The sequence below is a fragment of the Nonomuraea rhodomycinica genome, assembly GCF_013363995.1.
Classification (GTDB): Bacteria; Actinomycetota; Actinomycetes; order Streptosporangiales; family Streptosporangiaceae; genus Nonomuraea; species Nonomuraea rhodomycinica.
The window spans coordinates 1,259,980-1,279,516 of the sequence record NZ_JABWGO010000001.1; the positions used below are offsets into that span (position 1 = coordinate 1,259,980).

Annotated in this window: 19 protein-coding genes; 12 read left to right on the forward strand and 7 right to left on the reverse strand. The window is 72.0% G+C overall.

The genetic code is table 11. The annotated features are described in order from the left end of the window. Positions 1-2 precede the first annotated feature (2 nt). Positions 3-1,436, reverse strand: coding sequence for an NDP-hexose 2,3-dehydratase family protein (locus HT134_RS05850; RefSeq protein WP_175599165.1), 1,434 nt, complete (start codon positions 1,434-1,436; stop codon positions 3-5). Beyond that, the gene (locus tag HT134_RS05855) at positions 1,433-1,858 is read right to left on the reverse strand and encodes a nuclear transport factor 2 family protein (RefSeq protein WP_217707203.1); all 426 of its coding nucleotides are present in this window, start codon (positions 1,856-1,858) and stop codon (positions 1,433-1,435) included. Before HT134_RS05855 ends, HT134_RS05850 begins: the two co-directional genes overlap by 4 nt. 188 nt (positions 1,859-2,046) lie before the next feature. Between HT134_RS05855 and HT134_RS05860 the strand changes: the two genes are divergently transcribed. The 5 genes from HT134_RS05860 to HT134_RS05880 all read left to right on the forward strand — a co-directional run bounded on the left by HT134_RS05860 (position 2,047) and on the right by HT134_RS05880 (position 7,460). Continuing rightward, positions 2,047-2,298, forward strand: a complete 252-nt coding sequence (locus HT134_RS05860) for an acyl carrier protein (RefSeq protein ID WP_175599166.1) — start codon at positions 2,047-2,049, stop codon at positions 2,296-2,298. Beyond that, entirely contained in the window at positions 2,295-3,134 is an 840-nt protein-coding gene (locus HT134_RS05865) for an SDR family NAD(P)-dependent oxidoreductase (protein ID WP_217707204.1), read from the forward strand. Before HT134_RS05860 ends, HT134_RS05865 begins: the two co-directional genes overlap by 4 nt. Beyond that, positions 3,131-3,904, forward strand: coding sequence for a VOC family protein (locus HT134_RS05870; RefSeq protein WP_175599167.1), 774 nt, complete (start codon positions 3,131-3,133; stop codon positions 3,902-3,904). Before HT134_RS05865 ends, HT134_RS05870 begins: the two co-directional genes overlap by 4 nt. Then, positions 3,901-5,100, forward strand: coding sequence for a cytochrome P450 (locus HT134_RS05875; RefSeq protein ID WP_175599168.1), 1,200 nt, complete (start codon positions 3,901-3,903; stop codon positions 5,098-5,100). The genes HT134_RS05870 and HT134_RS05875 overlap by 4 nt, the downstream gene beginning before the upstream one ends. An 83-nt stretch (positions 5,101-5,183) precedes the next feature. After that, positions 5,184-7,460 (forward strand): ATP-binding cassette domain-containing protein, encoded by a 2,277-nt coding sequence (locus HT134_RS05880; protein WP_175599169.1) that lies wholly within the window; start codon positions 5,184-5,186, stop codon positions 7,458-7,460. Here HT134_RS05880 and HT134_RS05885 read toward each other — a convergent pair. Next, positions 7,434-7,937 (reverse strand): DUF6790 family protein, encoded by a 504-nt coding sequence (locus HT134_RS05885; protein ID WP_175599170.1) that lies wholly within the window; start codon positions 7,935-7,937, stop codon positions 7,434-7,436. The two genes, HT134_RS05880 and HT134_RS05885, sit on opposite strands and share 27 nt — an antisense overlap. A gap of 187 nt (positions 7,938-8,124) precedes the next feature. On the opposite strand from HT134_RS05885, the gene HT134_RS05890 reads away from it, so the two are divergent. Next, the gene (locus HT134_RS05890; RefSeq protein WP_175599171.1) at positions 8,125-8,874 is read left to right on the forward strand and encodes a metallophosphoesterase family protein; all 750 of its coding nucleotides are present in this window, start codon (positions 8,125-8,127) and stop codon (positions 8,872-8,874) included. 13 nt (positions 8,875-8,887) lie between these two features. On the opposite strand, the gene HT134_RS05895 is transcribed toward HT134_RS05890, so the two are convergent. Beyond that, entirely contained in the window at positions 8,888-9,760 is an 873-nt protein-coding gene (locus tag HT134_RS05895) for an SAM-dependent methyltransferase (RefSeq protein ID WP_175599172.1), read from the reverse strand. Positions 9,761-9,997: 237 nt separating this feature from the next. Between HT134_RS05895 and HT134_RS05900 the strand changes: the two genes are divergently transcribed. The 4 genes from HT134_RS05900 to HT134_RS05915 all read left to right on the forward strand — a co-directional run bounded on the left by HT134_RS05900 (position 9,998) and on the right by HT134_RS05915 (position 14,825). After that, positions 9,998-10,147, forward strand: a complete 150-nt coding sequence (locus HT134_RS05900) for a putative ATP-grasp target RiPP (protein WP_175599173.1) — start codon at positions 9,998-10,000, stop codon at positions 10,145-10,147. Positions 10,148-10,259: 112 nt separating this feature from the next. Beyond that, positions 10,260-11,258 carry an MvdC/MvdD family ATP grasp protein gene (locus tag HT134_RS05905; RefSeq protein ID WP_175599174.1) on the forward strand — a complete coding sequence of 333 codons (999 nt, stop codon included), beginning with the start codon at positions 10,260-10,262 and terminating at the stop codon, positions 11,256-11,258. Further along, positions 11,255-12,352, forward strand: a complete 1,098-nt coding sequence (locus HT134_RS05910; protein WP_175599175.1) for a TIGR04500 family putative peptide maturation system protein — start codon at positions 11,255-11,257, stop codon at positions 12,350-12,352. Before HT134_RS05905 ends, HT134_RS05910 begins: the two co-directional genes overlap by 4 nt. Positions 12,353-12,680: 328 nt before the next feature. Then, the gene (locus tag HT134_RS05915; protein ID WP_312887988.1) at positions 12,681-14,825 is read left to right on the forward strand and encodes a peptidase domain-containing ABC transporter; all 2,145 of its coding nucleotides are present in this window, start codon (positions 12,681-12,683) and stop codon (positions 14,823-14,825) included. A 965-nt stretch (positions 14,826-15,790) separates the two neighbouring features. On the opposite strand, the gene HT134_RS05920 is transcribed toward HT134_RS05915, so the two are convergent. After that, entirely contained in the window at positions 15,791-16,390 is a 600-nt protein-coding gene (locus tag HT134_RS05920; RefSeq protein ID WP_175599176.1) for a TetR/AcrR family transcriptional regulator, read from the reverse strand. A gap of 94 nt (positions 16,391-16,484) precedes the next feature. Between HT134_RS05920 and HT134_RS05925 the strand changes: the two genes are divergently transcribed. Both HT134_RS05925 and HT134_RS05930 read left to right on the forward strand, forming a co-directional pair. Next, positions 16,485-17,267, forward strand: coding sequence for an SDR family NAD(P)-dependent oxidoreductase (locus tag HT134_RS05925; RefSeq protein WP_217707205.1), 783 nt, complete (start codon positions 16,485-16,487; stop codon positions 17,265-17,267). Between the two features lie 130 nt (positions 17,268-17,397). After that, positions 17,398-18,147 (forward strand): SDR family oxidoreductase, encoded by a 750-nt coding sequence (locus HT134_RS05930; protein WP_175599177.1) that lies wholly within the window; start codon positions 17,398-17,400, stop codon positions 18,145-18,147. 147 nt (positions 18,148-18,294) lie between these two features. Here the strand turns inward: HT134_RS05930 and HT134_RS05935 are convergent, their stop codons facing one another. After that, a complete protein-coding gene (locus tag HT134_RS05935; protein WP_175599178.1) occupies positions 18,295-18,573 on the reverse strand; it encodes a nuclease-related domain-containing protein in 279 nt (92 codons plus the stop codon). A 372-nt stretch (positions 18,574-18,945) separates the two neighbouring features. After that, positions 18,946-19,164: a tautomerase family protein gene (locus tag HT134_RS05940; RefSeq protein WP_175599179.1), complete on the reverse strand. Its 219-nt coding sequence runs from the start codon at positions 19,162-19,164 to the stop codon at positions 18,946-18,948. Positions 19,165-19,537: the final 373 nt, after the last annotated feature.

Consider the following 19,537-nt stretch of genomic DNA (forward strand, 5'->3'; position numbering starts at 1 on the left):
CTTCACGAGGACAGGCTGTGCAGGCAGGCCACCAGGCTGCGGGCCTGCACGTTGAGGTAGTTGCTGTGCTTGAGCAGCTCGGCGAGCTGGTGCAGGGTCATCCACCGGTAGTCGGCGCCGTCCTCCACGTCGACGTCGGCCTCGACCACCGCGTACGTGTTGACCGCGTTGTAGAAGCGGCCGCCCTCCTCCGACAGCGCCACCGAGTACCTGACCAGCTCCGCCGGGGCGTTCAGTACGACGTCGAGGTAGCGGGGGCGCGCCTCCGGCGGCAGCGCCCCCAGGTTGCCGGGGGTGCACTGCACGGTCGGCGCGAGCTCCATCACGTTGACGTAGCCCGGCTCGACGCGGGCGTGCACGAGCACGTGCAGGACGCCGTCGATCCGGCGCGCGACGAACGCCACGATGCCGTTGCCGGACGGCTCGATCATGGGCTGGCTCCACGAGGCCACCTCGCGCGAGCCGCCGGCCACGTCCACGCCGATCACCCGGAAGAACAGGCCGTCCTCGTGCGCGATGGCCCCGCCCTCGCGGTGCCAGCGGGGCACCCGGGCCAGCGGCGTGACGCGGGTGACCACCTCCGACTGGGCCCTGATGCCGGTGATCCAGCTCAGGATCTCGGGCATGGAGTGCAGGCTGCCCTCGACGGCGCTGCACGAGCGCACCAGCGCCTGGTGGAAGTCGTCCTGGGGGACGACGATCAGCGGATGGCTGTCCTGGCTGGTGAACGGCAGGCACGACAGGACCGTGCGGGTGTCCATGTTGACCAGGTTCTCCACGCCCAGCAGCCGGTGGAGCTGGCCGAAGGTGAGCCAGATGAAGTTCTCGCCCACGGGGACGTCGCCGTCCACCTCGACGATCATGTTGCGGTTGCGCTTCTGGTAGAACCAGGCGCCCTGCTCCGACTGGAGCACGTCGGCCAGCACCCCGTGCCGCGCGCTGTCGCGGAAGAACTCCAGGTACGGCACCGCCTTGCCGCGGTGGACCCGCGAGAAGTTGCTCTTGGTGGCCTGGACCGTCGGCGACAGCTGCAGCCCGTTGGCGTTGCCCGGCTCGAACTTGGCCTGCATGAGGCAGTGCAGCACCCCGTCGAACTCCTTGACGAGGATGCCGAGGATGCCGACCTCGGGCTGCACGATGATGGGCTGGCTCCAGCGCGGCACCGGGGCGCCCGGGATGTGCACGTCGATGCCGGTGACGCTGAAGAACTTGCCGCTGTCATGACCGATGTCGCCCGTCTCCGGGTCGGTGCTCCAGCCGGTCAGCTCCTCCAGCGGGATGCGCGTCACGCGGTGGGCGCTGCGCGCGGCGCGCTCGGTGTACCAGGACCAGAACGCCTCCAGCCCGTCGCCGGCCAGCATGGAGCGCGCGATGCGGGCGGTCAGCCGCCCGTTGGGCCGCGACCGGATGGCGTAGGTGGGCGGGGCGCCGCTCATGCCGGGTCCAGCCCGTCCCGGGTGACCCTGCGGTGCTTGACCCGCCACTGCCCGTCCGAGCTGACGAGCCGGTCGGTGCACACGGTGCTGCGCCTGACCACCACCTCGCCGCCGGTCGGGATCTCCAGGACCAGGGCGTAGCTGCGGGCGGTGAGCTCGCCGTCGTCGCCGGGGGTCACGGTCAGCATCCCGATCCAGTGCCGGCGCTGGACGCCGGCGGCGGCGAACTCGTCGGCGACCTTGCGCGCCGCCCTGGCGATGTCCTGCGATCCGTGGACCGCGCTGTCGCCGACCTCGAAGACGCCGTCCTCGGTGAACGTGGCGGCCCACTCGTCGGTCGATCCCGCGTCCAGGAGCTGCATCTGGCGCGCGTAGAAGTGCTGCGCCTGCGCGTACTGAGCGTCAACGTGCTGTGCGTCCACCTCGGCCTGCCCTCCGCGAGTCGGTCGTGCGGGCCCACGATCCCGTCCGCGGCTAGAGGGGCGCCTGACAAGCGATAGTCCATCGCCGTTCCAGCGCGACTGCACGGGGGGTCGCCAAGCTGATCGCGACCGGGGCGCCGTCCCCGGAGCACCCGGAACGCAACAGCCGACGACGAAGAGGCGGGAAGATGACCCAGTTCAGTCTCGGCGAGCTGAAGCAGATCATGCGGCAGGTCGCGGGCGACGACGACACGATCGAGCTGGTCGACGGCTTCGAGACCAGGACCTTCGAGGATCTCGGCTACGACTCGCTGGCGCTGCTGGAGATCGTCCACCACGTGGAGCGCGCGTGCGGGCGCAAGCTGCCCGACAGCGAGCTCGGCGACATCACCACGCCCAAGGAGCTCGTCGAGTTCGTCGGCGAGCTGGAACGGGCGTGACCCCCCGGGACATGGCCGGCCGCACGGTGGTGGTCACGGGCGCCACCTCGGGGATCGGGCGCTCGGCCGCCGTCGGCTTCGCCCGGCGCGGCGCCGAGGTGGTCGCCGTCGGCCGCGACCCGGCCAGGCTCAAGGACGTCCTCAGCGAGCTGACCGAGGTCGGCCAGGCCAAGCCGTACGGGGTGGGGGCCGACTTCGCCCGCTTCGACGACGTGCGCGCCGCCGGCGAGGACCTGCGGGGCCGCTTCGAGCACGTGGACGTGCTGGCCAGCAACGCGGGCGGGATGTTCCGGACGCGCACGCTCACCGCCGACGGGTACGAGAGCACGATCCAGGTCAACCACCTGTCCGGCTTCCTGCTGGCCCACCTGCTGCGCGAGCGGCTGTCCGGCGGGCGGATCGTCGTCACCTCCTCCGACGCGTACACCACGGGCCGGCTGGACCCGGACGACCTCAGGGCCGAGCGCGGCCGCTACGGCGCGGGACGGGCGTACGGCACGTCCAAGCAGGCCGGCATCCTGTTCGCCGCCGAGGCGGCGCGGCGCTGGCCCGACGTGCTAGCCGCCAGCTTCCATCCGGGGCAGGTCCGCACGCTCATCGGCCGGGGCACGATCGCGTCCTGGTACTTCCGCTTCAACCCGCTGCTGCGCACCGCCGACCGGGCCGCGGACACGCTGCTGTGGCTGGCCACGGCCCCGGCCGAGCGGATCGAGCCCGGCGGCTACTACATGGACAGACGGCCGCACCCCGTCAAGGGGCCGACGGCCGATCCCGCGCTCGCCGCGCGGCTCTGGGACGCCAGCGCCGCCGCCATCAGTGAAAGGGAATCAACGTGACCACTTACGCTCCCGGCTCGCCGTCCTGGTTCGACCTGGGCTCGCCGGACGTGGCGGCCTCGGTGGCCTTCTACACCGGGCTGCTGGGCTGGACGGCGACCGAGATCAGCGAGCCCGAGGCCGGCGGCTACACGACCTTCCACCGCGACGGCAAGCTCGTCGCGGCGGTCGCCTACCACCAGATCGACACCCCGTACCACCGCCCGTACGGCCCGGACCAGCAGCACGGCATGCCGGCCATCTGGACCGTCTACTTCACCACCGACGACGCCGAGGCGCTGAACGAGCGGGCGCCGAAGGCCGGCGGGGAGACCATCATGACCCCGATGGAGGTCATGGGCCTGGGCAAGATGGCCGTCTACGCCGACCCGGCCGGCGCCGCGTTCGCCGTGTGGGAGCCGATGGCCATGAAGGGCGCCGAGCTGATCGGGCAGCCGGGCTCGGTGCGCTGGGTGGAGCTGGTCACCACGGACGTGGAGGGCTCGGCCGCGTTCTACCGCGACACGCTGGGCCTGACCACCGCGCCCGGCGACGGCACTCCTGTCTGGCAGGTCGGCGGGAAGACCGTGGGCGGCGTGCGCAAGCTGGGCGAGACCGGGGCGGTGCGGCCGTACTGGGCGGTCACGTTCGGCGTGGAGGACTGCGACGCGACGGCGCGCAAGGCCGTCGAGCTGGGCGGCTCCGTGGAGAACGCGCCCGCCGACACGCCGCTGGGACGCCGGGCCGACCTGCTCGACCCGCACGGCGCGGGCTTCTCGGTGGTGTCATGAGCGCCGAGCCCGTGGTCGAGGTCAACCCGTTCGAGTGCCCGATGCAGTCGATGCGGGAGAAGCCGCAGGTGCACGACGAGCTGCGGGCCGGCGGGCCGCTGGTGCGGGCGCAGGCGCCCGCGGGCGGCCCGGTGTGGGTGGTCACGGACTACACGCTGGCCAAGTCGGTGCTGGCCGACCCGCGCTTCGTCAAGGACCCGGGGCTGGCGCCGGAGGCGTGGCACGGCATCGAGGACGGGCTCGACAACCCCGAGCCCGAGTACCGGCCGTACACGCTGATCGCGGTGGACGGCGAGGACCACCGGCGGCTGCGCCGCGTGCACGCCCCCGCCTTCAACCCGCGCCGGCTGGCCGCGTCCACGGACCGCGTCACCACCATCGCCCGCAACCTGTTCACCGACCTGGCCGACGCCTCGGACGCCTCCGGGCAGCCGGCCGAGCTGATCGACGGGTTCGCCTACAACTTCCCGCTGCTGGTGATCTCCGACCTGCTCGGGGTGCCGGTGACCGACCCGATCATGGCCAGGAAGGCCGTCAGCGCGATGAAGCAGCTCGCGCTGGGCACCGCGAGCGACGCGGAGTACGACACCTCGTCGCTGGAGGAGCTGCTCTCCCAGGCGGTCGGGTCGGCCATGGAGGGCACGGCCGACACCATGACCAGGGTGCTGTACGAGCGGGGCCTGGCCGAGTTCGGCGAGCTGCCGCCGGACAAGCTCGTCTACATGATCATGGGGCTGATCTTCGCCGGGCACGACACGACGGGCTCGTTCCTCGGGTTCCTGCTGGCCGAGACGCTGGCCGGGCACCTCGCGCCGGACGCCGACGCGGGCGAGTTCGTGGAGGAGATGCTGCGCGAGCACCCGCCGGTGCCGTACACGCTGTGGCGCTTCGCCGCGCAGGAGGTGGTGCTCGGCGGGGCGGTGCTGCCGCCCGGCGCGCCGGTGCTCATCGACATCGAGGGCATCAACGCGCACCGCGAGGACCCGGCGAGCCGCCGGCTGACCTTCGGCGACGGGGCCCACTACTGCATCGGCGAGCAGCTCGCGCAGCTCGAGTCGCGGGTCATGATCCAGGTGCTGCGGGACGACTTCCCGCACGCGCGGCTGGCCGTGCCGTTCGACGACCTGCGCTGGGGCCGCAAGGGCTCGCAGACCGCGCGGCTGACCGAGCTGCCCGCCTGGTTACGGCCCCGGTGAAATATGCGGTCAGAAAGTGACCGGGTTCTCCTCTAGCGTGAACACGGAGGCCAGATAACTCGGATCCAAAGGCGGGGAACGATATGCAGCCGAAGTACATCACGATTCTCGGAGCCCGCGAGAACAACCTGAAGAACCTGTCGGTCGAGGTGCCGAAACACGAGATCACCGTTTTCACCGGTGTGTCCGGGTCCGGGAAATCGTCGCTGGTCTTCGACACCATCGCGGCCGAGTCGCAGCGGCAGCTCAACGAGACGTTCACCGCGTTCGTCCGCAACCGGCTGCCCAAGTACGGGCAGCCGGACGCGGACACCATCGAGGGCCTGTCCACCGCGATCATCATCAACCAGAAGCGGATCGGCGGGAACTCCCGCTCCACGGTCGGCACCATCACCGACCTGTACGCACTGCTGCGGCTGCTGTTCTCCCGCGCCGGCGAGCCCTACGTCGGCTACTCCAACTCCTTCTCCTTCAACGACCCCGCCGGCATGTGCATGGACTGCGAGGGCCTGGGCCGGCGGGTCCAGCTCGACCTGGACAAACTCCTCGACAAGTCGCGTTCGCTCAACGAGGGCGCCATCGACCATCCGGCGTTCGCGGTCGGCGGATGGTTCTGGAAGTTGTACGCCAATTCCGGCCTGTTCGACAACGACAAGAAACTCCGGGATTACACCAAGCAGGAATGGGAGGCGCTGCTCTACGGCGCCGAGGGGTCCGTCCCGCTCGAATGGCAGGGCGGCCAGATCAATTCCAAGTACGAGGGCCTCGTCCCCAAGTTCGACCGGCTCTACATCCGCAAGAGCCCCGAGGAGATGAGCGCCAAGAACCGCACCGCGCTGGAGCGCGTCGTGTCGGTGTCGGCCTGCCGCACCTGCAACGGCCAGCGGCTCAACAAGGAGGTGCTGGCCTGCCAGATCAACGGCCGCAACATCGCCGAGTTCTCCGCCCTGGAGATCGGCGACCTCATGCAGGCCGTCCGGGAGGTCACCTCGACCCGGGTGACGACGCTGCGCGACAACCTGCTCGAACGGCTCGGCCACATGGTCGACCTCGGGCTCGACTACCTCACCCTCAGCCGCGAGACCTCGACGCTGTCGGGCGGCGAGTCGCAGCGCATCAAGATGATCCGCCACCTCAACAGTTCCCTGGTCGAGGTCGCGTACATCTTCGACGAGCCGACGATCGGCCTGCACCCGCACGACGTCTACAAGCTGACCAGCCTCATGCGCCAGCTCCGCGACAAGGGCAACACCGTGCTGGTGGTCGAGCACGACCGCGACGTCATCGAGATCGCCGACCACGTGATCGACCTCGGGCCGAAGGCCGGGCGCCACGGCGGCGAGATCGTCTACCAGGGCGACGTCGAGGGCCTGTACCGGGCCGACACGCTCACCGGGGCCTGCATGCGCAAGCTGCTGCCCGTCAAGGAGGACTTCCGGCGGCCCACCGGGCACCTGACCGTCGCCAACGCCACGATGCACAACCTCAAGAACGTCACCGTGGACATCCCGACCGGCGTGCTGACGGTCGTCACCGGCGTGGCCGGCTCCGGCAAGAGCACGCTGATCCACAAGGTCTTCCGCGAGCAGCACCCCTCGGCGGTCATCATCGACCAGTCGGCCGTGACCACCAACCGGCGCTCCAACCCGGCGACCTACACCGGGATCATGGACGAGATCCGGCGGCTGTTCGCCCGGGCCAACAAGGTCAGCGCGTCGCTGTTCAGCTTCAACTCCTCCGGGGCGTGCCCGGCCTGCCAGGGCGAGGGCGTCATCTACACCGACCTCGCGTTCATGGACCCGATGATCACGCTGTGCGAGGTGTGCTCGGGCAAGCGGTTCACCGAGGAGGTCCTGAGCTACAAGCTGCACGGACGCGACATCAGCGAGGTGCTGGGGCTGAGCGCGGCCGAGGCGGCCGACTTCTTCGCCCGCGAGCCGCGGATCGCCGAGACGCTGCGCTCGATCGTGGACGTCGGGCTCGGCTACCTGCAGCTCGGCCAGCCGCTCAACACCCTGTCGGGCGGCGAGTGCCAGCGCATCAAGCTGGCCACCGAGCTGGGCAAGAAGGGCACCGTGTACGTCATGGACGAGCCGACCACCGGCCTGCACATGTCAGACATCGACAGCCTCATGGCGGTGATCAACCACCTGGTGGACACCGGCAACTCGGTCATCGTCATCGAGCACAACCTCGACGTCGTCAAGAACGCCGACTGGGTCATCGACCTCGGCCCGCGCGGCGGCAGCTCGGGCGGGCAGATCATGTTCGAGGGCACGCCGCGGGCGCTGCTGGCCGCCGAGAACTCGCTGACGGCCGAGTGCCTGCGCGCGTCACTGAACGGCGGCCGCTCGTCCTGACCGCTGGTGTCCGCGGTGCAGGACGAGCAGCACGACGGCGACCAGCGGCTGCAGGATGTCGGTGGGGATGGTCCAGACGTTGTTCGGCGCCGTGTTGCCGTGGGCGACGAGCTGCATGACGTGGCCGGCGGCGTCGCCCCAGTAGAGCACCGCCATGGCGATCACGGCGGCGTTCATGAACGACCCCCGGTTCCAGATGCTCAGGAAGCCGATGAGGCCGACGGCGATGTCGGCCCAGCCGACCTCCCACTGGAAGGCGCTGTGCGCGAACCCGATGCTGTCGGCGACCTCGGGCGCGTACGGGCCGATGTGGGACAGGCCGCCGAGCATCGACAGCACCCCGCCGCCGGCCACGAACCACAGCAGCCACAGCTCGACCACGCGGGGCCCGGTGCGCCGCGCCGGGGCGCGGTCGAGCAGGCTGTGCAGCAGCGCGCCGGCGACGAGGCCGAGGAAGGTGACGACGAAGAACGCCATGTCAGCACCCTAGGAACCGCGCCGACCGGCGCCGGACACCGGGGCGCGGTGTGTCGCGGGCGGTCCCCGCTGATCGCCGCACGCGAACACGGCGCACGGAGATCGCCGCTCCCGAACGCGGCGCACGGTGATCGCCGCTGGCGAACGCGGCGCACGGCGGCCTCGGTGCCCGGCCATAGTGAGGGGCATGCGCGTAGCCGTCCTGTCCGACATCCACGGAGTCCTGCCCGCCCTCGAAGCGGTGCTCGCCGAGCCCGACGTGGCCGCGGCCGACCTGCTGGTCCTCACCGGCGACCTGGCCGCGGGCCCGCAACCCGTCGAGACCCTTGACCTGCTGGCGTCGCTGGGCGATCGGGCGCTCTGGCTCAACGGCAACGCCGACCGCGAGCTGGTCGAGGCGGTCCGGGGCGGGCCGTGCCCGTATCCCGTCTCGCAGTGGGCCGCCGAGCAGCTGCGCGAGGACCAGGTCGCGCTGCTGGCCGAGCTCCCCGACCGGCAGGTGCTCGACCTCGGCCGGCTCGGCGTGACGCTGTTCGTCCACGCCACGCCGCGCCGGGACGACGAGATGATCCTCGTCGACAGCGCCCTCGGCCGCTGGGCCGAGGTCCTGGACGGGGTCACCGCCGACACGGTGGTGCTGGGCAACACCCACATGCCGTTCCTCCGCCTGGTGGACCGCAGGCTCGTGGTCAACCCCGGTTCGGTCGGCATGCCGTACGGCACGGCGGGGGCGCACTGGGCGCTGCTGGACTCCGAGACCGGCGGGGTGACGCTGCGCCGCACCCCGTTCGACGCCGGCGCGGCGGCGGGCCGGCTGGTCGCGGACAGCGGCTTCCCCGGGATCCGGGAGTGGGTGGCCGACTACGTGACGAACGTCCACTCCGACGCCGAGGCCCTGGCGGTGTTCGCCGAGCTCGAAGGCCGCCCGGGCTCCTGAGGGAAGCCCGCAGTCACTTCTCCAGGCGGGCGTGGACGTAGAGGAACCCGCGCTGCGAGCTCAGCAGCCGCTCCGGGACGGGACCGGGCAGCCAGGGGCAGCGGCCGTCGGCCAGCATGCCGCTGTCGTAGGTCTCGACGCGCCACCCGTACGGGCCCAGCCAGGCGCGCGGGTCGACGGGGCCGCCGAACGCCCCGAGGGAACGCATGTAGGTGAGGAACCGGTCGCCGTAGCCGGCGGTGTAGTAGCCGGGCCCCGTGACGTCGGCCGCCAGCGCGGAGCCCGGCGCCGACACGGCCGACAGGTCGGCGGCCAACCGGTCCAGGGCCGTGCCGCCGAAGAAGTAGGTCAGACCCTCGGCCAGCCACAGGGTCGGCGCCCCCGGGTCGAACCCGGCCTCCAGCAGCCGCCCGCACCAGCGGCGGGTCAGGTCGGCGGTGACCACGCGGTGGTGGCGGTGCGCCGGCGCCCCGGCGGCGGCCAGCATGCGCACCTTGGCCCGCTGCCGCCGGGGGTCGCCGTCCACCTCGAACAGGACGAGATCGGCGGGCAGGGCGCAGCGCCAGGCGCGGGTGTCGCAGCCGGCGCCGAGCACGACCACCTGCCGCACCCCGCGCGCCACGGCCCCGGCCAGTGCCTCGTCGCCGAACCTGCCCCGGATGGCCACGGCGCCGCGGGTCATGCCGATCAGGTCGAGCGCCCGCGCCCTGCGCACGGTGGCCTCGTCGACGAACAGGTGCGCGTAGGGGTCGGCGAGCATCGGATCGGGCAGCGCGCACTCCTGGGCCCTGACCGCGGCGGCGATGTCGCTGGTCTGGACGACGTCGAGGTCGAGCCGGAGCACGAGCTCCAGGTCGGCGTCGGGGAAGGCGGGGGCGTCGGGCACGCGGACTCCTTACGGGAGAGGGCGTGGATACGCACCGTACTGTAGCAAACACTTTGCGTTGTCATTACGGAACGTGCTGGTTCGCCTTCTTGACGGCCACTGGCCCGGCCAGTTTTCGGTTGGGACTTTTCCGCAAGCCTCTACCAGTAAATCCCAAGTCGTCGACAAGTGTCCTTTTCTAGGGTCCTCCATGCGGCCGGGGGCGACAGTGTGCCCCCGCCGGATGAGAGGAACGACATGTCCAAGATCACGATTGACGATCTGCCCTTCGAGGGGGCGGAGCTGACCGACGCCGAGCTCGGCCAGGTGGCCGGCGGGGCGAAGCCGCAGTGGGAGGTCAGCGCCTGGACCCTCGACGACGTGCCCTACGAGTGGTGGCTCGTCTGATCCAGCGGCCGGCCGGCAGCCCGCTGACGGCCATCGGATGACCACGGCGCGGCGGGACGCGACGAGCGTCCCGCCGCGCCGTTCGAGACGGGACCGAGCAGTGATAATGATCATGAGCGCGCGCGGGGACGGGGCGGCCGAGAGAGTGCTGGCCGCGCTGCGCCGGCGCGGCGCCCACCTGGTGGGCGCGGACGAGCCCGCGGCCGGCGGCACGCCGGTGCTGTGGTGGGACAACGGCGACTACCCCGGCCGCAGCCGCGTCACCGCGACGTTCGCCGGCGGCGAGCGCCGCCTGGTCCTGGACACCGGCGGGCGGACCGTCGACCTGTCGCGGATCACCGCGGTGTGGCGCAGCCGGCCGAGCGGCCCGCGGGCCGCCGCCGCCGTGACCGACCCGAGCCACCGCGCGCACGCCAGGCTCCAGGCCGAGGTCATGCTGGACGGCGTGTGGAGCCTGCTGGACGCCCGCTGGCTGCCCGGGCGCCGCGCCGACGAACTGCGCGCCCACAACAAGGTCTTCCACCTGGCGCGGGCGGTCGAGCTCGGCTTCACCGTGCCCGACACCACCTACACCAACGACCCCGCCGCGCTGGCCGAGGCCTACGAGGCGGCGCACGGCCGGCTGGTCGCCAAGCAGATCGCCTCCGACCGCTTCGAGGTCGACGGCGTCCAGCACCGCGCGTACACGACCGTGGTCACCCGTCGCCACCTCACCTCCCGGCACCGCGTGCGGCACGAGCCGGTCGTCCTGCAGCCGTACGTCCCGAAGGCCGTCGAGCTGCGGGTGATCGTGGTGGGCGAGCGGGTGCTGGCGGCGGAGATCGACGCGTCCGGCTCCAGGGCGGCCCGCGACGACTGGCGGCACTACGACAACGACCGCGTCAGGTACGCGCCGCACGCGTTGCCGGCCGACGTGGCGCGGCGCTGCGCGCGCCTCGTCGCCGACGTCGGGCTCACCTACGCCGCCCTGGACCTCATCGTCACGCCCGGCGGCGAGTACGTCTTCCTGGAGCTGAACTCCAACGGCGCGTGGGGGTTCGTCGAGCTGTGGGCCGGGCTGCCGGTCAGCGACGCGATCGCCGACTGGCTCATGGACGGAGAGGAACAGTGACCGATTCCCCCGAGACCCCGCGACCTCGCGCTGAGGACCTGCCGCCGGAGTCCTTCGGCGCGGCGTTGGCGTCCGGGGCGGAGCTGCTGCGCTCGCTGCCGCGCCGCCGCTCCGGCGTCGCCGGCGCGCGGCGGGCGGCGGACGCGTGGGCCGCGCGGCATCCGGACGCCCACGCCCAGCTCGTCGTGGACCAGCGCCCGGGATCCCCGGTGGTGGACTACGACCTGCTCCTCGACCATCCCGACGGGGGCACGATCGCGCTGAGCGCCCCGCCCGAGGACGGCGTGCCGTGGCTGATCGACCACTCGACGCACTGGGCGGCGGGGCACCTGGTGAGCGTGGACGGCGTGCACGTGTCGGTGCCCCAGGCGCTGACCATGCTGCGTTCGCTGTCGGGGCGCGACGCCTCGCCGTACCAGGAGATCGTCGACCAGTGCCTCCTGGCCGCGGCGGGCGACGACGGCTCGCCGGTCGGCGCGGCAGACCTCCAGGCGACGGCGGACGCGTTCCGTCGCGGGCGGGGGCTGCGCGACCGCGCCTCGACCCTGGCCTGGATGGCGGCGGCCGGCATGTCGGGGGAGCAGTTCGAGGCGTACATCGAGGGGATCGCCCGCCGCCGCCGGTTCCGGAAGGAGAAGGAGGCCGAGCTGGCGCCGGGCCACCTGGCGGCCAACCCGGGCGACTTCGCCCGGGTCAGGGCGGTCTGGGTGACCGGCGGCGAGAAGGTGGTCGTGGGGGACGTGGCGGAGCTGTTCGGCGCCCTGGGCTCGGCCGGTGGTCCTGGCGCGGCCGGTGGTCTCGGCTCAGCCGATGTTCCTGGCTCGGTCGGCGGGTGTGGCCCGGTCGGCGACGTCGTCGTGACCGTCGGCGTCCGGTGGGAGAGCGACCTGCCCGAGGCCCTCCGCGGCGCGCCGCCCGGCCAGGTGATCGGACCCGAGAAGGCGCCCGGCGGCGGGTTCCTGACCGGGGCCGTCCTGTCGCGGACACCCGCCGTCGCGGACGCCGCGACCCTGGAGGCGGCCGGACGTGCGGCCTTCGCCGCCTGGCTGGCCGAGCGCCGCGCCGCGGCCACCGTCGAATGGCACTGGTCATGACCGCCCCGGGGCACGACCCACGGTCTCTCCCCCGCCCACCCGCGGCCCGCCGGCCCGACCCCGCCCAGGAATCTCTCCCCCGTGAGCCCCTGAGCCCCGAAAGGCATCAGACCCAGAGCCACCGAAGGCCCCCCATCCGGCCCCGCGACCCCCAGGCGCGCCCCCTCTACCGCGAGGAGGCGCTGCGCCACCGGTCCGGCTCGCGCGCCGGCCGTACCCGGATGCCGCTGGTGATCAGCGGCCCCTCGTTCCTGGTGTTGTGGACGCTGGCGGCCGCCCTGCTCGCGGGCGCGGCCGTGCTGGCCGCGCTGGCGCTGGAGGCGGCGCCGTGATCCCGCGCCGGCCTCCCGTCCTGCTGCAGAACAACGACACGGAGTGCGGGGCGGCCTGCCTGGCCATGGTGCTGTGCCACCACGGCATGCGCACCACGCTGCACGAGGTCTCCGAACGGCTCCAGGTCGGGCGGGACGGCCTGAACGCCAAGGCCATCGTGGAGGGCGCCCGTGACCACGGCCTGAAGGCGCGGGCGTTCTCCCTGGCGCCCGAGGACCTGGCGCGCGTTCCGCTGCCCGCGATCGCGCACTGGGAGTTCGGCCACTTCCTGGTGGTCGAACGCTGGGCGCCCGACCGCGTCGACGTCGTCGACCCGGCGCGGGGCCGCCGCCGGCTGACCGCGGAGGAGTTCGGCGCCGGGTTCACCGGCGTGCTGCTGGTCTTCGAACCGGACGCGGGGTTCCGCCGCGGCACGTCCTCCATGGCCGGCGCCTGGCGCAGGGAGTTCGTCCGCACCCTTTTCCGGCGCCGCCGCGGCCTGCTCGCGCAGGTGATCGCCGCCTCGCTGCTGCTGCAACTGCTGGGGCTGGGCCTGCCGCTGCTGTCCGAGCTGCTGATCGACACCGTCATCCCGTCACGGGCCGCCGGCGTGCTGTCGCTGCTGGGCGGCGCGGCGCTGCTCGCGGGGGCGGCCCAGTTCGTCATCGGCTACCTCAGGTCGGCGATGCTGGTGGCGGTACGGGCCCGGGCCGACCAGGAGCTCACCGAAGGCTTGGTCGGCCATCTGGTGGCGCTCCCGTACCGGTACTTCACGCGGCGCGGCAAGGGCGACCTGATGACCCGCGCCGCGAGCGTCTCGGCGCTCGGCGACATCCTCACCGGCCAGATCGTGGCGGCGCTGCTGGACGGCCCGCTCGCCCTCGGCTACCTCGTCCTGGTGTACCTGTACGATCCCGTCTTCGGCGTGGCGCTGACCGGAGTGGCGCTGCTCCAGAGCGTCCTGCTGCTGGCGACCACCCACCGGATCGCCGCGCTGACCCAGCAGGAGCTCAACGCGCTGTCCGCGTCGCAGGGCAGCCTGATCCAGACGATCACCGGCATCGAGACGCTGAAGGCGTCCGGCGCGGAGAGACAGGCGGTCGAGCAGTGGTCGGCCCACTTCGCCCGGCAGCTCAACGCCGATGTGCGCACCGGCCTGACGAGAGGCTTCCTGGACTCGGCGCTGTCCGCCATCCGGATGGCGGCGCCGCTGGGACTCATGTGGCTGGGCGCCTGGCGCGTACTGGACGGGCAGCTCACGGTCGGCACGCTGATCGCGCTCAACGCCGTCGCGGTCGGCGCGCTGACCCCGCTGAGCTCGCTGATGACCGGCCTGCAGAGCCTGCAGCAGGCCGGCGCGCACTTCGACCGGCTGTCGGACATCCTGGCCTCCGAGCCGGAGCCGAGCACGGGCATCGAGGTGCTGCGGCTGCGCGGCGCGGTGGAGCTGCGCGGGGTGAGCTTCCGGCACGACCCCCGCGGCCCGTGGACCGTGCGGGACGTCTCGGTCGCCATCCGGCCGGGACAGAAGGTCGCCCTGGTCGGCGCCTCCGGGTCGGGCAAGAGCACGCTGGCGCGGCTGCTGCTGGCGTTGCACAGCCCGGTGGAGGGGCAGATCCGCTACGACGGCGTCCCGGCCGGCGAGCTGAACCTGCGCACCCTGCGCCGCCAGTTCGGCGTGGTCACCCAGGAACCGTCCCTCTTCAACGGGACGATCAGGGACAACATCTCGCTCAACGACCCCGGCGCCTCCCTGGACCGGGTGGTCGCCGCGGCGCGGCTGGCCGCGCTCCATGACGAGATCATGGAGATGCCGATGGGGTACGAGACGATGCTGACCGACGGCCTCGGCCTGTCCGGCGGCCAGCGACAGCGACTCGCCCTGGCCCGCGCCGTCCTGTCGCAGCCGAAGGTGCTGCTGCTCGACGAGGCCACGAGCAACCTCGACAGCGCCACGGAGGCCGCGATCGAGGCCAACCTGGGGCGGCTCGTCCAGACCCGGATCGTCATCGCGCACCGGCTGAGCACGATCAGGGACGCCGACCTGATCCTCGTCATGGAGGCGGGGCGGATCGCGCAACGCGGCACCCACGACGAGCTGATGGCGATGGGCGGCCCGTACGCGCACCTGGTCGCCGCCCAGACGGCACTGTCCCGGTGAAGGCGCCGCCCTGGGGTGATCGCGCCATTCCGGCGACCGCGCCGTCCTAGTGATCGCGCCGTCCCGGGGACCACGCCGTCCTAGGTCACCGCGCCGTTTCAGTCACCGCGCCGCCCGATGATTACCCTGGGCTCCTCCGCCCGCCCACCCAAGCGGGCCAGTCGAGGTCGACCACCCCCCAACAGGGCCCGCCTGGGCCGACGTTCAACCTCGACATGGTCGCGCTCGGCTGGGAACGCCTTCCAGCGGGTGTGCATGGACCTGCGCACCCTGACCGAGGTCGGCCTGTACGGCTACCCGCTCTGTGAAGGCGTGCGCGCCGTCACAGGCAACGTCCGCGTCCGCTCCGCGCGCCTGCACGCGTAGGGGCGCCCAACGGACGGACGACCCGTGGACAGAGCTGATGACCTTAAGTGCTCCCCAGCTACGGCGAGCCGCAAGGCAGGTCACAGGGTGCCGGTGAGGCAGGGCCAGTTCCCGGTGATCGCGTAGCGACGATAGGTCGCGCGCGCAGCACATCCGCCCGACCTCGGCGGCGCTCGCGTACAGCTGCTCCACGATGGCCCTGCCCTCGCGGACCCGAGGATCGCTGGCCGGTGGTCGGGCGGCGTACAGACCTGAGCGATCGCGCGTGCAGAACCTCGGCGAGGTCAGCCTCGCTCAGCTCGCGACCGTCGCGACGGGTCTGAGCCGCCAGGTCGACCAGCACCGCCGCCACCTGGTCGACCTGGTCGCGGACGTCGAGCAGCGCGCGGCCGGACAGGGCGCCGACCCTGCTCGCGACCATCGCCGCCGACGGACACACAGGCGTCTTCCGCGGCCCGGTCTCGCTGGACGACGTCATCCCCTGGTGAGTCCCCTACTGCTTCAGCCGCTCCCCCTACCCAGGGAGACTCTGCGCCCGCCCGTGAACGGCGGCAGCGCGTCGCGACAGCTCCTGGAACGCAGCCGCCATCCGGAGCGGATCAGGCGTGGAGGGCGTCGATCAGTGCGTCGACGGCGGCGAGTGCGGCGGAGGTGTCGAGGCCTGCGCGCGAGACCAGGGAAAGGCCCTGGACGATGAACAGCAGGAGCTGCGCCTGGGCCTCGGGGGTGGCGGCCCGGGTGACCTCGCCGTCGGCCTGCGCGCGCCGCAGGGCGTCGGCGACGATCTGGGTGAAGCGGGCGTGCGAGCGGGCCACGATCTCGCGGGCCTCGGCATCCTGCGGGACCAGTTCGGCGGTGGTGTTGCCGATCATGCACCCTTGCGGGACGCCGGCGTCTGAGGCGTGCTCCTGTGCCCGGGTCGGGTTGGCGAGCACCTCGCGCAACGTCGGCAGCACCGGCCCGGTCTCCAGCGCCGCGACCAGTTCGCGCTCGTAGGTGTCCCAGTACAGCTTGACGGCGGCCAGGTAGAACTGCCGCTTGTCGCCGAAGGCGCCGTACAGGCTGCCCCGCTCCAGGGCCAGCGCGTCGACCAGGTCCTGGATGGAGGTCTCTCCGTAGCCCCGGGACCAGAACAGCAGGAGCGCGCGCTCCAGGGCCTGGTCCTTGTCGAATGCGCGGGGGCGTCCTGTCCGTGCCATGTCCCCAGGGTACGACTTTTTGACCGCTCGCACGAAATGCCGTACGGTGACGGCCGAACGACTTATTGAACGGCCGCATAGAAGTCGGCGGCGCGTGAGCGCCCTGACGGACGAGAGGCAGGACTCCATGGACTTCACCGGCAAGACGGCGCTGATCACCGGATCGGGTGCCATCGGCGGGCTCGGGCACGCGGTGGCGAGGATCCTCGCCAAAGGCGGGGCCAACGTGATCATCACCGGCACCGACCCGGACCGCGGCGCCCAGGTCGTCCACGACGTACGGACCAGCGCGGCCGGCACCGCCAGGACCGTGCGCTTCATCCCCGCCGACCTGGCCGACCCGCGGGCGGTGCAGCGGTTGGCCGAGGACGCCGGGGCGGTGGACATCCTCGTCAACAACGCGGCCGTCGTCCCGCTCGGCGCGACCGCCGAGCAGGACCTCGCCGGCTACGACGCCGCCTTCGCGGTCAACGTGCGCGCGCCGTTCATCCTGGTCGCCCGGCTCGCGCCGAGGATGGCCGCCGGCGGGGGCGGCAGCATCGTCAACGTCAGCTCCACCGCGGCCGGCCTGGGCATGCCTGCGATGGCGGTCTACGGCGCCACCAAGGCGGCGCTGGAGTCCCTGACCCGCGCCTGGGCGGCCGAGTTCGCCGCCTCGAACGTGCGCGTCAACGCCGTGGCGCCCGGTCCCATGACTACCTCCAAGGTGCTGGCGGCCCTGGGACCGGACCTCGGCGGCATGGGCCTGACGACCGCGCTCAAGCGCGCCGCCGACCCCGCCGAGGTCGCCCAGGTGATCGCTTTCATCGCGGGTGACCAGGCCGGCTATGTCACCGGCGCCGTCGTGGCCGCCGATGGCGGCCGTACCGCCATCTGACCCCGAACGCCCGGCCAGGGCCGCGTCCGCAGTGAGGAAGCCGGCCTCCGCCGGGTGTCTCGTGATGACGGGGATGGCCCGTCATCGTCACCGGCATCTCGCGCTCGGCGCGAGTGAGGAAAGGAGTCCCATGGGTCGTCTCAACGGAAAGCACGCACTGATCACGGGCGGGACGAGCGGCATCGGGCTGGAGACTGCCCGGCAGTTCCTCGCCGAGGGAGCGGCCGTCGCGATCACTGGCCGCTCGCGGGAACGGCTGGACGAGGCCGTCCGGCAGCTGGACGGGCCGCTGCTGCCCATCGTCAGCGACGCCGGGGACGTGCCCGGTCAGGCGGCGCTCGCGGCGCGGCTGCAGCGGGAGTGGCCGAAGCTCGACATCGTGATGAGCAACGCCGCCGACGTCACCCATCTCCCGATCGAGCAATGGAGCGAGGAGGCGTTCGACAGGCTCGTCGCCACCAATCTCAAAGGACCGTTCTTCCTGATCAAAGCATTGCTGCCGCTCTTGTCACGGCAGGCCTCCGTCATCGTCGTCGGCTCCGTCTCCGCCTACATCGGGCACGAGAACGCGGCGGTCTACGGTGCCGCCAAGGCGGGCCTGCTGTCCTTCTCCCGGGGGCTGACCTATGAGCTGAAGGACCGGGGCATCCGGGTCAACGGGCTGAGCCCGGGGCCGACCATCACCGGCACGTTCGCCTCACTCGGCCCCGAGCGCCAGGCCGCCATCTACGACGAGCTCCGGCAGACCGTCCCCCTGCATCGCATCGGCACCGCCACCGAACTGGCGAAGGCGGCCGTCTACCTCGCCTCGGACGAGTCCGCCTACACCGCCGGCACCGTCCTGCGCGTCGACGGCGGCATCGGGGAACTCGCCTACTGACCTCTCGTTCGACCTGCGGACTGCTGGACCTGGACGACACCGCCGACACCGAGTTACTGCGCGAGCGCCTGGCCGCAGCCGACCCCGCCGACGACGTCGTCCTCATCCAGGCCGAGCAAGACGCGTACCGGCGCACCGTCGACCACCTCAAGCGATCACCGTGACGACCTCAACGCGCCGTCCTGTCGCGCGCCGTAAAACCTCGCTCACCGTTCGCGCCTCGAAGAGCACGGGACGCACGATCTTGTCGATCGGCGTGCGACCGACCCACAACTTGCCGCCTGACGGCCTGATGGTGGTGCGGCGATGCCACTTCTTGGAGTCGATCACGAACACACCAGCCGGGCCGATCACCAGATGATCGACATCAGCCCGGGTGCCGGGCAGTGCGCGGTCGTGCAGCACCGTGTCGCCGGCCAGCTCCAAGGGTGAGCAGCCACCCTGCCGCGATGCCGGCGAGCAGGGCCAGGGTGACCCGCGTTGCCCATCGCCGCGTTCGCGTGGCGGTCAGGCTGGCGCGGTAGGCCGCTCGCGCCGATGCTCCTGCCGTCGTGCTTGCCGAGGGGCGGGGGATGGTCACCAGGCGCCTCTCCGATGGTCGAGGCCTTGCTGATCAGCACACGGTACGCGCCGGCACCGACAGAGCATCCGAGATTCGCTGACGGATGGGCGGCGTCAGCGAATCTCTGCGACCGTCCGGTCCTACTGCTCCTGGCATCGCCGCGCGGGCGCGGGACATCGCCGGTCAGCCCGACCCGCATGGCGGGTCGCCCGGATCGCCGGGTCGGATGAGCCGCGCTACATGCCCGCGGCCGCCGCCTTCACGTCCTCGGTCGACATCGGTTTCCCACCGATGCCCCAGTCACCGCTCTTGACCTCCTCGACGATGACCATGGTCAGGGAGCGCATGTTCTCGCCCTCGATCTCGACCATCGCGTCGGTCAGCTTCTGCACCATCTCGGCCTTCTGGGCGTCACTGAACACGCCCTCGATGACCTTCACGTTGACGACTGGCATGGGTCCCCCTCCCCCGCGCGGCACACCAAGCCCCCGGCGCCGCCGCTCAGCGGAGATGCCCCATGCAGCTCTCGGACAAACCCGACAGACATTCCGTCCAGACCCCCATCAGCCGGAACACTCCGCCAAGCGGTCCCACCAGCCGGAGATGCTCACCCGCGCCGCCCACCAGCCAGAACACACCGCAACAGACCCCCAGCTACATGGATGAGTGGCCGCCGCGGGTCGCGTTCGTGGTGGACGGGGAGCACCTCCAGGGACCGGCATCCCCCTGTCCGCTGCCACCGCTGCCTCCGCATCGCGCGGAGGTCGTTCGGGGTGGGATGGGGGGCAGACGGCATGCGCGACGGCGAGATCCGCCCCACCTTCCGCC